The 13,264-nt window shown below is 69.5% G+C and carries 12 protein-coding genes; 9 read left to right on the forward strand and 3 right to left on the reverse strand.

Annotated features, from left to right (window positions below; translation table 11 throughout):
• Positions 1 to 70: 70 nt before the first annotated feature.
• The 8 genes from G6N25_RS10535 to eccA all read left to right on the forward strand — a co-directional run bounded on the left by G6N25_RS10535 (position 71) and on the right by eccA (position 9,403).
• Positions 71 to 391: a WXG100 family type VII secretion target gene (locus G6N25_RS10535; RefSeq protein WP_083075730.1), complete on the forward strand. Its 321-nt coding sequence runs from the start codon at positions 71 to 73 to the stop codon at positions 389 to 391.
• A 38-nt stretch (positions 392 to 429) separates the two neighbouring features.
• On the forward strand, positions 430 to 717 hold the full coding sequence (locus tag G6N25_RS10540) for a WXG100 family type VII secretion target (RefSeq protein WP_083075728.1): 288 nt from the start codon (positions 430 to 432) through the stop codon (positions 715 to 717).
• Between the two features lie 69 nt (positions 718 to 786).
• Positions 787 to 1,617, forward strand: coding sequence for an ESX secretion-associated protein EspG (locus G6N25_RS10545; RefSeq protein ID WP_083075726.1), 831 nt, complete (start codon positions 787 to 789; stop codon positions 1,615 to 1,617).
• Positions 1,618 to 1,739: 122 nt separating this feature from the next.
• Positions 1,740 to 2,768 (forward strand): MinD/ParA family ATP-binding protein, encoded by a 1,029-nt coding sequence (locus G6N25_RS10550; protein ID WP_142272770.1) that lies wholly within the window; start codon positions 1,740 to 1,742, stop codon positions 2,766 to 2,768.
• An 8-nt stretch (positions 2,769 to 2,776) separates the two neighbouring features.
• Entirely contained in the window at positions 2,777 to 4,303 is a 1,527-nt protein-coding gene (eccD, locus tag G6N25_RS10555) for a type VII secretion integral membrane protein EccD (RefSeq protein ID WP_083075781.1), read from the forward strand.
• On the forward strand, positions 4,288 to 5,949 hold the full coding sequence (gene mycP / locus G6N25_RS10560; protein ID WP_163672422.1) for a type VII secretion-associated serine protease mycosin: 1,662 nt from the start codon (positions 4,288 to 4,290) through the stop codon (positions 5,947 to 5,949). Before eccD ends, mycP begins: the two co-directional genes overlap by 16 nt.
• Entirely contained in the window at positions 5,946 to 7,550 is a 1,605-nt protein-coding gene (gene eccE, locus G6N25_RS10565) for a type VII secretion protein EccE (protein ID WP_083076877.1), read from the forward strand. The genes mycP and eccE overlap by 4 nt, the downstream gene beginning before the upstream one ends.
• A 14-nt stretch (positions 7,551 to 7,564) precedes the next feature.
• Positions 7,565 to 9,403: a type VII secretion AAA-ATPase EccA gene (eccA, locus tag G6N25_RS10570; RefSeq protein WP_083076880.1), complete on the forward strand. Its 1,839-nt coding sequence runs from the start codon at positions 7,565 to 7,567 to the stop codon at positions 9,401 to 9,403.
• A 326-nt stretch (positions 9,404 to 9,729) separates the two neighbouring features.
• On the opposite strand, the gene G6N25_RS10575 is transcribed toward eccA, so the two are convergent.
• Together G6N25_RS10575 and G6N25_RS10580 are read right to left on the reverse strand one after the other, a co-directional pair.
• Positions 9,730 to 10,182 (reverse strand): nitroreductase family deazaflavin-dependent oxidoreductase, encoded by a 453-nt coding sequence (locus G6N25_RS10575; protein ID WP_083076882.1) that lies wholly within the window; start codon positions 10,180 to 10,182, stop codon positions 9,730 to 9,732.
• Positions 10,183 to 10,196: 14 nt separating this feature from the next.
• On the reverse strand, positions 10,197 to 11,036 hold the full coding sequence (locus tag G6N25_RS10580) for an NAD(P)H-binding protein (RefSeq protein WP_083076885.1): 840 nt from the start codon (positions 11,034 to 11,036) through the stop codon (positions 10,197 to 10,199).
• Positions 11,037 to 11,146: 110 nt separating this feature from the next.
• On the opposite strand from G6N25_RS10580, the gene sigI reads away from it, so the two are divergent.
• Positions 11,147 to 12,031 (forward strand): RNA polymerase sigma factor SigI, encoded by an 885-nt coding sequence (gene sigI, locus G6N25_RS10585; RefSeq protein ID WP_083076887.1) that lies wholly within the window; start codon positions 11,147 to 11,149, stop codon positions 12,029 to 12,031.
• On the opposite strand, the gene G6N25_RS10590 is transcribed toward sigI, so the two are convergent.
• On the reverse strand, positions 12,019 to 13,065 hold the full coding sequence (locus G6N25_RS10590) for a MinD/ParA family ATP-binding protein (protein WP_083076890.1): 1,047 nt from the start codon (positions 13,063 to 13,065) through the stop codon (positions 12,019 to 12,021). The two genes, sigI and G6N25_RS10590, sit on opposite strands and share 13 nt — an antisense overlap.
• Positions 13,066 to 13,264: the final 199 nt, after the last annotated feature.

Here is a 13,264-nt window from a genome sequence, read left to right on the forward strand (position 1 = left end):
GACGCATGCCCCCGGGGACCGAACGGGAATCAATTGGGGACCTGCCTAACCGGATTAAGGAGTAATCACAGTGACAATCAAGGTGACACCGCAGTTGCTGCGCAGCACCGCCCATGACATTCAGGCGAACATGGAGCATGCGCTCGCGATCGCCAAGGGCTACCTGGCCAACCAGGAGAACGTGATGAACCCGGCGACCTGGTCGGGCGGGGGCGTCATTGCGTCGCACATGACCGCCACCGAGGTCACCAACGACCTGAACAAGGTCCTGATGGGCGGCACGCGCCTGGCCGAGGGCCTTACCCACGCCGCGGCATTGATGGAATCGCACGAGGCCGACTCGCAGCACGCGTTTCAGGCCTTATTCGGCGGCGCCGCCCAAAACGTTTAGCAATTCCGGCCCACTTCACTTTCGAAAGGACCTTCACCATGGACGATGCCATCACTTACAACCCGGGAGCCGTGGCCGACTTCGCGACGGACGTGGGTTCCCGCGCCGGCCAACTCCACTCCATCCACGCCGACGTTTCGCAAAAGACGAACGCGCTGCAGGAGTTTTTCGCCGGCCACGGCGCGACGGGGTTTTTCGACGCCCAATACCAAATGCTGTCGGGACTGCAGGGCCTCATCGACACGGTGCGCCAGCACGGCCACACGACCAGCCATGTGCTCGACGCCGCCATCCACACCGACCAGCAGATCCACGGCCTGTTCTGAGAACTCCCCGACCGGCCGCGTGCGCCCCACCGTTGGTGCGCCGGGCGGTGTGGCCGAGGTGAACGCGCCGTGCTGACCACGACAGTCGATGGCCTGTGGGTGTTGCAGGCGGTGACCGGGGTGGAGCAGCTGTGCCCCGAGCTGGGCCTGCGGCCGTTGCTGCCACGGCTGGAGACCGCCGAGATGGCGCTGCGCCACCCGGTGGTCGCGGAGCTGACGGCGTGCGGTGCGCTCGACGCCGCCGGCAACGCCGACCCGATGATCCGGGAGTGGATGACCGTGCTGCTGCGGCGCGACCTCGGGTTGCTGTTGCACATCAGCGTGCCGGGCCGCGATCCGACGCGCGCGGCCATTTGCCGGTTCGCCAGCTGGTGGGTGGTCCTCGAGCGGCACGGCGATCTGGTGCGTCTGTATCCCGCCGGCACCGCCCGCGAGGAAGCCGCGGCCACCGAGCTCGTGGTGGGTCAGGTCGAGCGGCTCTGCGGGGTCGCCGAAGCGGCGCCGCTGCGGCCGGTGACGGTCGACACCGAGGAGCTGCTGGAGTCGGTGCACGACGCCGCCGGCCTGCGATCGTTTCTGCTTGGCCAGCGCTTGGATGTCGACCAGCTGCACATCGTCACCATGGCCGCCGATCCGGCGCGCTCGGCGTACGCGGCCATCGTGGCGCTGCAGGCCGGTGTCGGCCCGGACAAGACGGCCCGACTCGCGATCGGGGAGTCGTCGGTCGCGATCGTCGACACTGCCGCCGGTCGGTTGTGCGTCGAAGGCGTGACGTCGGGTGGGCGTCGCTACCAGGTCCTGTCCCCGGGCTCGCGGAGCGACATCGGCGCGGCGGTGCGGCGCCTCATTCGGAATCTGCCGGCCGGCGAGGACTGGTACTCCTACCGACGCGTGGTCTGACAACGCCGTTAAACCGGCAGGACGACCAATCTTGGAATGGCAAACCCTAACGCTTGTAATGCACTTCACCGGCTTAGTGATCGCGTAAACGATCTATCGCCAATCGTGTTAGCATCGCGGTCGTGACCACCCCTTGGAATGACCCTAATATGTTTGACGAAGAGAGGCTTGGGCGGGGGGATCCGCCGGCGGTGCGCCACCGGGATTCGGTATCGGATACGATGCGTATCACCGATTTAGCCGCTCCGCGAAAAATACCACCGGGTTCCGGCTGGAGAAAATTCGTCTATAACATTTCGTTCCGAAAGATAAACCTCGGTGAATCACCGGCCGAACGGCATTACCGTGAATTGAAGGAACGTATTCGGCGGCATATCCGCCGGCAATTCGTGATCACCCTGGTCTCCGGCAAGGGCGGGGTGGGTGCGACGACGATGACCGCGTGCATCGGCGGCGTCTTCCGCGAGTGCCGCCCGACGAACGTGATCGCGATCGACGCGGTTCCGGGTTTCGGCACCCTGGCCGACCGGATCGACGAGGCCCCGCCCGGCGACTACACGGCCATCATCAACGACACCGATGTCCAGGGTTACGCCGACATCCGGGAACACCTGGGGCAAAACGTGGTGGGGCTCGACGTGTTGGCCGGAAACCGGACGTCGGACCAGCCCAGGCCCTTGGTGCCGGCGATGTTCGCCGGGGTATTGGCGCGGTTGCGGCGAACCCACAACGTCATGGTTGTCGACACCGCCCCCGACCTTGAACACCCCGTCATGAAGGCCGTATTGGACAACACCGACACCCTGGTGTTTGTCTCCGGTATCACCGCGGACCGATCCCGGCCGGTGCTGCGCGCCATCGACTTCCTCAGCGCGGAGGGCTATCACGAGCTGGTTTCGCACAGCACCGTGATCATCAACCACACCGACAGCGCCGTCGACAAGGACGCGCTGGCCTATCTGACCGAGCGGTTCACCAAGGTGGGTGCGACCGTGGAAGTGATGCCGTTCGATCCGCACCTGGCGCGGGGCGGGATCATCGACACCGTCCACGAGCTAAAGAAAAGGTCGCGGTTGCGGCTGTTTGAAATCACCGCGGGGCTGGCCGACAAATACGTTCCCGAGGCCGGTGCCGAGAGGGCGCAGCAGTGACCGAGAGGTTGCAGCCGCATAAGGTCGCCTTCCCGGCGCGCTGCGCGGTCAACATCTCCTATGACAAGCACCTGTGCTCGCAGGTGTTCCCCGCCGGAACCCCGGTGGAGGGATTCTTCGAGGGCATGGTCGAGCTGTTGAGCGACGACCTGAAGCGCAAAGGCTTCGACGGCGTCGCGCTGCCGCCCGGCAGCTACGAGCTGCACAAGGTCAACGGCGTGCGCCTCGACATCAACAAGAGCCTCGACGAGCTCGGCGTGCAAGACGGTGACACCCTGGTGCTGGTCCCCAGGGTCGATGGGGAATCCTTTGAGCCGCAATACGAGTCGCTGTCGACGGCGCTGGCGGCCATGGGCAAGTGGCTGGGCCGCGACGGCGGGGACCGGATGTTTGCACCGGTGACGGCGGTGACGGCCGCCCACACGGCGATCGCGGTCCTCGCCATGGCGGTCGGTGTGGTGGTGGCCCTGACACTGCGGGAACGCACCTTTACCGACAGCGTGATCCCGGCCGCCGTTGCCGGCGGGGTCGGCGTGCTGCTCGCGATCGCCACGGTGGTGGTGTATTGGGGATGGCCGCGGCGGCGCGACATGTTCAGCGGATTCGCTTGGCTCACAGTGCTTTTGCTGGCCGTTGCCGGCGGTTGCGCGCCGCCGGGAAAGCTGGGCTCCCCGCACGGGCTGATCGGGTTCGTGGTGGTGATTCTGGGTGCCATCGCGATCAGCGTGGCGACCCGGAAACGATGGCAGACCGCGGTGGCGACGGCGGTGGTCACGGTGTGCGGGACCATCGCCGCGGTGGCCGCCGCCCGGATGTTCCGGCCGGTGTCGGTGCAGGTGCTGTCGATCTGCGTGTTGTTCGGACTGCTCGTGCTGGTGCGGATGGCGCCGACGATCGCGCTGTGGGTGGCCCGGGTACGGCCCCCGCACTTCGGATCGATCACGGGGCGCGACCTGTTCGCGCGCCGCGAGGGGATGCCCGTGGACACGGTGTCTCCGGTCGGCGCGAACGAAAGCGAAGACGAGGACGACGAACTCACCGACATCACCGCCCGCGGCGCCGCGATCGCCGCGTCGGCGCGCTTGGTCAACGCGGTGCAGGTTGGTCTGTGCGTCGGGGCGTCCGCGGTGCTGCCGGTCGCGGTCTGGGGGGTGCTGACGCCGGGTCGTCACTGGGCGTGGTTGGCCCTGGTGGTGGCCGGCCTGGTGGTGGGCATCTTCATCACCCAGGGCCGTGGGTTCGCCGCCAAGTACCAGGCGGTCGCGCTGGTGTGCGGGGCATGCGCGGCGGTGTGCGCCGGCATCATCAAGTACGCGCTGGCCGCGCCCAGGAACCTCGAGGGCGCGCTGGTATGGCCGGTGGCGCTGGTGGTGGCCTTCGCCGCATTGGGTTTGGCCGCAGCGCTTTTGGTGCCGTCGACGCGGTTCCGGCCGTTGATCCGGTTGACCGTGGAATGGCTCGAGGTGTTGGCCATGATCGTGTTGCTGCCGGCGGCCGCGGCGCTGGGAGGGCTGTTCACGTGGCTTCGCCACTGATGTCGGTGTGCACCCGGGTCGCCGCGGTCTTCGCGGCCCTGACGCTTGTCGTCATTGTGGGCAATGTCCCGTCGGCACAAGCGATTTCACCGCCCAGGGTGGATCCGGCGGCGGTGCCCCCCGACGGGCCGCCGCGACCGGATCAACCGATGCGGCGCGCCAACAGCTGCTCGGCGCCGATCACCGTGAAAACGCCCGACGTGTCGCAAATGGCGCCCGGCTTCGACCTGCTCAACATCAGCCGCGCGTGGCAGTACAGCACCGGCAACGGGGTGCCCGTGGCGGTCATCGACACCGGGGTTTCGCCCAGCCCGCGACTGCCGGTCGTTCCCGGTGGCGACTACATCATGGGCGAGGACGGGCTATCCGATTGCGACGCGCACGGCACGGTGGTGGGCGCCATCATCGGCGCCGCACCACAGGGGCTGGTGCCGATGCCGCGACCGATGCCGGCCACGCCTGCGTTCCCCCCGCCGGCCGGGCCGCCCCCGGCCACTGGAGGGGCTCCCCCTCCAGTCGAGCTGCCGCCCCCCGTGGCGCCGCCCCCACCGCCCCCGCCGGTGACGATCACCCAGATCGTTCCGCCGCCACCACCGCCACCGCCGGAGGCCGGTGCGATGGCGCCCTCCAACGGGCCGCCCGACCCGCAAACCGAGGACGAACCCGCCGTGGCGCCGCCCCCGCCGGGGGCCCCCGACGGCGTGGTCGGTGTGGCTCCGCACGCGACCATCATCTCGATCCGGCAGTCCTCGCGGGCCTTCGAGCCGGTCAACCCGGGGCCGGCCGATCCCAACTCGGACGCGAAGATCAAAGCGGGCACGCTGAACACGTTGGCGCGGGCGGTGGTGCACGCCGCCAACATGGGCGCGAAGGTGATCAACATTTCGGTGACCTCGTGCCTGCCGGCGGTGGCCACGACCGATCAGCGCGCGCTGGGGGCGGCGGTGTGGTACGCGTCGACCGTCAAGGACGCGGTGATCGTCGCCGCGGCCGGCAACGACGGGGAGGGCGGCTGCGACAACAACCCGATGTATGACCCGCTGGACCCGTCGGACCCGCGCGACTGGCACCAGGTGAAGGTCATCTCCTCGCCGTCGTGGTTCTCCGACTACGTCCTGTCGGTGGGCGGTGTCGACGCCGGCGGCGCCCCCATCGACAAGAGCATGTCGGGCCCCTGGGTCGGTGTGGCCGGGCCCGCAACCCACATCATGGGCCTGTCGCCCCAGGGCGGCGGGCCGGTCAACGCCTATCCGCCGACCAGGCCCGGCGAGAAGAACATGCCGTTTTGGGGCACCAGCTTCTCGGCGGCCTACGTCAGCGGCGTCGCGGCGCTGGTGCGCGCCAAATACCCCGAGCTGAGCGCGCATCAGGTGATCAACCGGATCGTGCAGTCGGCCCACAATCCACCGGCCGGCGTCGACAACAAGGTGGGCTATGGCCTGGTCGATCCGGTCGCCGCGCTGACGTTCAACATCCCGCCCGGCGACCGGATGCCCCCGGGCGCGCAGAGCCGGGTGATCACCCCGGCCGCGCCCCCGCCGCCGCCGGATCATCGGGCGCGCAACGTCGCCCTCGGCTTCCTCGGCGCCGTGGCCGCCGGCGTGCTGGTGGTGGCCGTCGGGGCGCGGCTGCGGAGGGCGCGATGAGGTCGCGGCTGACCGGCTTCGGCCCGGGCAGCGACCGGCGGGTCATCGGTGTGTTGGCGGTGTTCGTGCTAGCCCTGGCGGGCTGGGCGGTGGGCGGCTACGCCGGCGCGGCGGCGGCCGTGCTGGTGGGCGTCGCGCTGGCGTTCGTGCCATGGTGGGGACAGCCGGCGTGGTCCTGGGCGGTCCTGGCGCTGCGGGGCCGCCGGCCGATCGGCTGGAGCGACCCAATCACCGTGGCCAGCAACCGATCCGGCGGTGGCGTGCGCGTCCACGATGGCGTGGCCGTGGTGGCGGTGCAGCTACTCGGCCGGGCGCATCGGGCGACGACGGTGACCGGTTCGGTGAGCGTCGAGACCGAGAACGTCATCGACGTCGTCGACCTGGTGCCGATGTTGCGGCACCCGCTCGGGCTCGAGCTCGACTCGATCAGCGTCGTCTCCGTCGGGTCGCGGTGCGGCAACGTCGGTGACTACCCGCGGGTGTACGACGCCGAGATCGGCACCCCGCCGTACGCGGGCCGGCGCGAGACGTGGCTGATCGTGCGGCTGCCGGTGATCGACAACACGCACGCGCTGCGGTGGCGCACAACCCTTGGGGCGACGGCGATTTCGGCGGCCCAGCGGATCGCGGGATTGCTGCGCTGCCACGGGCTGCGCGCGAAGGTGGCGACCGCGACCGACCTGATCGAGCTCGATCGCCGGCTCGGCTGGGACGCGGTGTCGGGCACGGCGCAGAAGTGGAAGGCCGTCCGCGGGGAGGCCGGGTGGATGACGACGTACGCCTACCCGGCCGAGGCGATCACCTCACACGCGCTCGCGCAGGCATGGACGCTCCGCGTCGACGAGGTGATCCAGAACGTGACGATATTCCCGGAAGGGACCTGCACCGCGACGGTCACCGTGCGCACACCCACGCAGGCCCCGAGCCCGCCCAGCGTCATCCTGCGCCGCCTCAACGGTGAGCAGGCGGCCGCGGCGGCCGCCAACATGTGCGGCCCACGCCCGTACCTGCGCGGGCTGCGCCGAAGCGCGCTGCCCGAGCGGCTGATCGTCGAGATCGGGCCGTCGGGTGTGTTGGTGGGCAAGCTGAGCAACGGGGACCGGCTGATGATCCCGGTTACCGACGCCGGCGAGCTGTCACGGGTTTTCGTGGCCGCCGACGACGCGATCGCCAAGCGGATCGTGATCCGCACCGCGGGCGCCGGCGAACGGGTCTGCGTGCACACCCGCGACCAGAAGCGCTGGGCCAGCGTGCGGATGCCGACGGTCAGCGTCGTCGGCGCCGCACGGCCGGTGCCCCGCACCACCGTCAGCGTCGTCGAATACGTTCCGCGACCCAAGGCCGGTGGCGGCGGCTCGGATGGCGCGGACATCGCGATCTCGCCCGCCCCCCGGCCCGCCACCGTGGTCACCGTCGCGCCGGCCGGCACGAGGCTCCCGGACGGACACGGGCACGCGTTCGAGGTGGTCATCGAGCAGGTCAGCGGTGAGATGGTGAAGGTCATTGCGGCAGAACAAGATTGGCTGGTCGACATGGACCTGTTTCGTGCGGAGAACCGCTACGTCAACCTCGAGTCGGTCACAATGTCGTATGCCACCTAGCGACGGTGTGGACGATGGGTGACTTGCTTACGGCACGTAGGCATTTCGACCGCGCCATGGAAGTCGGGGACCGGCAGGGGCGCGCGGCGGCATTGCCGGAGTTCGTCGCCGCCACCGAGGCCGATCCGTCGATGGCCGATGCCTGGCTGGGCCGTATCGCCTGCGGTGACAACGACTTGGCGTCGCTGAAGCGGCTCAACGACCACCGCGAATGGCTGCATCGCGAGACCACGCGGATCGGCCGGAAGCTGGCCGCCGAAATGCAGCTGGGCCCCTACATCGGCATCACGGTGACTGACGCATCCCAGGTGGGTTTGGCGCTGTCGTCGGCGCTGACGATCCCCGGCGAATACGCCGAGGCCGAAAGGGTTTTGGCCAACCGTGAGCTGTTGGATTCCTGGGGCAACTATCAATGGCATCAGCTGGCCCGGGCGTTCCTGATGTACGCGACGCAGCGCTGGCCAGAGGTGTTGTCGACGGCCGCCGAGGAGCTGCCGCCGCAGGCGATCATCATGTCGGCGGTGACGGCGTCGATCTGCGCGCTGGCCGCGCATGCCGCCGCGCACCTCGGGCAGGGCCGGGTGGCGCTGGACTGGCTGGATCGCGTCGACGTGGTCGGACAGCACAGCTCGTCGGCCAGGTTTGGCGCCGAGGTGCTGACGGCGTCGATCGGTCCCGCCGACATTCCGCTGTTGGCCGCCGACCTGGCGTACGTGCGGGGCATGGTTCACCGCCAGCTCCACGAGGAGGACCGGGCCCAGATCTGGCTGTCGAAGGCCACCATCAACGGGGTGTTGACCGACGCGGCCAAGGCGGCGCTGGCCGACCCGAACCTGCAGTTGGTCGTGACCGACGAACAAACCATCGCCAGCCGCACCGACAAATGGGATGCCGCGACGGCAAAGAGCCGCGAGCAGCGCGAGGACGACGACGCGGCGGAGCGGCGCGCCCAGCTGCTGGCCGAGGGCCGCCGGCTGCTGGCCAAGCAGGTGGGCCTGGCGGCGGTCAAGCAGGCGGTGTCGGCGCTGGAAGACCAGCTCGAGGTCCGGATGATGCGCCTCGAGCACGGGCTTCCGGTGGAGGGCCAGACCAACCACATGCTGCTGGTGGGACCGCCCGGGACGGGCAAGACGACCACCGCCGAGGCGCTGGGCAAGATCTACGCCGGCATGGGCATCGTGCGCCACCCCGAGGTCCGGGAGGTCCGCCGGTCGGACTTTTGCGGCCACTACATCGGGGAATCGGGACCCAAGACCAACGAGCTGATCGAAAAGTCGCTCGGCCGAATCATTTTCATGGACGAGTTCTACTCGCTGATCGAACGCCATCAGGACGGCACGCCCGACATGATCGGCATGGAGGCCGTGAACCAACTCCTGGTCGCATTGGAAAACCACCGCTTCGACTTTTGTTTCATCGGAGCGGGCTATGAGGATCAGGTGGACCAATTCCTCACCGTGAACCCGGGTTTGGCCGGCCGGTTCAACCGCAAGCTGCGGTTCGAGTCCTACTCGCCGGCCGAGATCGTCGAGATCGGACACCGCTACGCGGCCCCGCGCGCCAGCCTCCTCGACGAGGGGGCGCGGGAGAAGTTCTTGGACGCCGCCACCACCATCCGCAACTACACCACCCCCGGCGGGCAGCACGGCATCGACGCCATGCAGAACGGCCGGTTCGCCCGCAACGTCATCGAACGTGCCGAAGGATTCCGCGATACCCGCGTGGTCGCCCAAAAGCGCGCCGGCCGGCCGGTGACGGTCGAGGATCTGCAGATCATCACCGCCGCCGACATGGAGGCCGCGGTCCGCAGCGTGTGTTCGGACAATCGCGACATGGCCGCCATCGTCTGGTAAGGGCATGCGCCCACGGCGCTTTGACCGCCGCGCGGGGGACTCGGGGACGCGTCGTCGTCCCGGCCGCACCGCCGAGGTCGGGGCGCTGCCAACGTCGGGCGCCAATTCCCGTGTGTCACATCGGTAACCCGCTGGCCGGCATACGACGATGTGCCCGCCTACGCGCGACAGCCAGTCGCTGTTAGGCGGGCAGAGAGAAGTATGTGCCCGCGACGCCGCGACGCACGTGACACGTGTGACCACCACAAGGTGTCAGGCGTGGCCCGCCCTGGCTTACCAACCAACCCACAGCGGTGGCGCTGCGGCGGCTCGCGGCGCCGGAAAACTTACGGCCCCGCGGTGCACGGCTCGAATCGAAAAACGGTGAGCCGGCCCGCCAGCGCCTCGAATTCGTCGGCCGTGCCGTCGCGGACCAGCCCCGAGCGCTTCGCGAACGCGACCCCGACCGGCACTTCGGTGGAAAACGCCCGCAGCACCGGGCGGGCTTCCTCGGCGGCCAGTTCGACGATCTTGACCTCGCGTGAGCGTCGGCCCCGGCTCAGCGTGCCGACGCCGGCGGCGCGGGCGTTCGCCGCCCAGTCGGCGCCCGGGTAGCCGGCCACCACGTAGAGGCCGCCGTGAAAATCGAACGGGGTCATCGGCGTGCTGCGCGGGCGGCCCGACTTACGGCCGGGCACCGTCAGCACCATCGCGGGGCCGGTCGGTATCCCGAGCCGCTGGATCGCCATCATCACCTTGTTCATGGGTTTGAGGTAGCGCGGCGGACGCAGTTCGGACATGTCGGGCTCCTTACCTAGGTTCTGGTGAACAGGTCGCGATGTTGGGAAACCCACTGGGCGAACGGGATCGCCGGCCGGCCGAGGATCTTCTCCACGTCGTGGGTGACCAGGGCGGGCTTGTCGAGCGTCTCGGCGAGCATCGCCGTGTAGGCGTCGGCGAAGCCGGCGCTGAACCCCAGGCCGATGAACCGTTGCCGCACCAGGTCCTCCGGCACCTCCCGGTACTGCAGCGGCCGGCCCAGGACGGCGCCGACGACCCCGGCCAGCTCGGAGTTGGTGAACGCCTGCGGACCGGTCAGCGGGATCCGCTGACCGACGAGCTCGTCGGTGAGCAGCGCCCGCGCGGCGACCGCCGAGATGTCGCTCTCGACGATCGGCGCGGACGAGGCCGCCGCGTATGGCCCGGCCACCACGTCGCCGGCGCGGATCTGCGCCGACCACATGCCGGCGAAGTTGGTCGCGAAAACCGTGGGCCGCAGGCTCACCCAGGCCAGGCCCGATTCGACGGCAAGCCGTTCGACCTCCCTGTTGCGGTCCCCGCGAAACCGTGACGGTTGCCGGGAAAAGTCGTCGTCGGCGTTGATCGCCGACAGCGCGACCAGTTTGCCGACCCCGGCGCTCAGGCACTCGGTCACCACCTCGGGCAGCCGCTCGCCCAGCGCCCGGGAATTGAGGAATACCGCCGATGCGCCGGCCAGCGCGTCGGCGGTCGAGCCAACCACCTCGACGCCGGACGGGAACCCGGCGGTGGTCGGCGTGCGGGTGACCGCGCGCACGGGCGCGCCCGCGGCGACAAGTTCGTGGACGAGCGGGCGCCCGACGTTGCCGGTTGCCCCCGTTACGACGATCGTCATGGTGTGGTTCCTTCCATGAATTTTCTGCGGTACTCCAAGGACGGCGCCGAAGGCGGGAAAGTTACAGCCCGGACGCGTAACTTTTCGCCCCGGCAGATCGTCGAAGATTCATGAACCAGTCGCCGTCACCCAGCGACCAGGTCACGGAGGCCTGGCGCCGGCACCGCCCGTATCTGGTCAACCTCGCCTATCAGATGATGGGCGATGTCGGCGATGCGGAAGACATTGCGCAGGAGGCGTTTCTGCGTCTGTCGCGCGCCGATCTCGATGAGATCGACGATGTCCGCGGATGGCTGACCGTGGTGGCAAGCCGCCTCTGCCTCGATCAGGTGCGTTCGGCCCGCGCCCGCTACGAACGGCCGGGCGGAAACGATCTCGAGGACCGGCGGCCGGCGCCGTCGCGCCAGGACCCGGCCGACCGGATCACCCTCGACGACCAGGTCCGTGCCGCCTTGCTGGAGGTTCTACGCAGGCTCAGCCCCGGCGAGCGGGTCGCGTTCGTGCTGCACGACGTGTTCGGGGTTCCCTTTGACGCGATCGCCGAGACCGTCGGCCGCCCCGTCGGCACCTGCCGCCAGCTGGCGCGCCGCGCGCGGGGCAAATTCACGGTGGCCCAACCGAAGTCGGCCGAAGTGGCCTCGGCCGAGCACCAGCTCGTCACCGAGAAATTCATCACCGCGTGCGCCAACGGCGACCTCGCCGGACTGACCGCCGTCCTGGACCCGGCGGTCTGGGGTGCCGGGACGATCCTCGCCGATCCGGCGCCGCCGCCGCAGGTCAACCATGGGCCACAGGCGGTGGCCACCAACCTGCTGCTCTATCTGGGACCGGAAGTGACGCTGGTCAGCGGTCCCGCCGGGGGACCGGTGGTGCTGGCCTTCGCGGAACGCCGGCTCTTCGCCGCCATCGTGCTGACGATCCGCGGCGGCCTCGTGACCAAGATCGAGGCCGTCGCCGACCCCGTGGCGCGCGCGGGTGCCGGTCAGCGGCCCTGATGCGGGTCCGTCCGCGCCGCGAAATAGCCGGCGATCGTCGCGGTGACCTGGAGGAATTTGCGCCGCGTCGCCGGCGCCATCTCCCCGTTCACATCGATGACGCCGCCGGGCCGAAGGTGGGGGTCGAACGGCACCTCGATCACCGGCTGTCCGTGATCGACGAACTCGCGCGCCAGCAACTCCCGGGTGCGCTTGTCGGCGTGGCCATCGGAATCGTTGAGCACCACGATGGTGGTGCGCAGCAAACTCGTCAGGCCCCTTTCCGACAGCCATTCCATGGTCCTGGCGGCCGCGGATGCCCCGTCGGCCCACGGCGAGGACACCACGATCAGCGCGTCGAGATCGCGCAGGACTTCCTGGGTGACCGGCGAGTCCATCGTCGAGCCGCAGTCGATGACCGAGATCGTGAAATGGCGGTCCAACCGGAGCGCGGCCTCCCGGTAGATCGCGGGGTCGAGCACCCGGCGCGGGCCGGACGCCGGTTCGCCGCCGAGCACGTGCAGGCCGGCGGGATTACGGCCGAGACGCTCGACCACATCGGTGAACGACCGCACGTTCTTGTCGGAGGTCAGTTCCCAGAACGACCCGGTCGACCGCGGGTCGATTCGGCTGCTCAACCGGCCGAACGCGGTGTCGGCGTCGATCGCCACGACGTGGTCTTGCGGACGCAATTCGGCAAAGAGCGATCCCACGCTGGCGGCCACCGATGTCTTTCCCACCCCGCCCTTGCCCAGCACGCCAACCTTGTAGGTGCCGCGGAGGACGCCCCGGACGGCCGCTTCGAAGTGGGCCTCCTGGCGCTGCGCCGCCGACGGACCCGGCTTGACAAGGCCAAAGGTGGCCAGCCGCACGATGCGTCGCCAGCCACGGTCGGGCAGCGCGGGCGCCGGCGCGACGGCGGGCGCCGGGGGAGCGGACTGCTGGCGCGGCGGGGGGAGCGGCGGGGCGGCCCACGGGGCCGGCGGGTATGCGGCGGGCGCGCCGGGCCGGTCGGGCCGCAGGCGGTCCCGCAGGAATTCGTCGCGCTCGTTCATGGGCTCCCCGGGTGCCACGCGATCGACCCTCGCGTGTGGCTGACGGCGGGGATCGGCATGAGTCGAGTATCGGTCACGCGCCGCCGGCGGATTCTCCCGAGTGGCGCGCAAACTTGGGCGGAGATCCCGTCCCGCCGGGGCGCGCCGGCCGAAAACCGCATGTCGGCGACATTGCCGATCACCGGCCGCAGCGAATTTA

This window comes from Mycobacterium heidelbergense (genome assembly GCF_010730745.1).
GTDB classification, from domain to species: Bacteria; Actinomycetota; Actinomycetes; order Mycobacteriales; family Mycobacteriaceae; genus Mycobacterium; species Mycobacterium heidelbergense.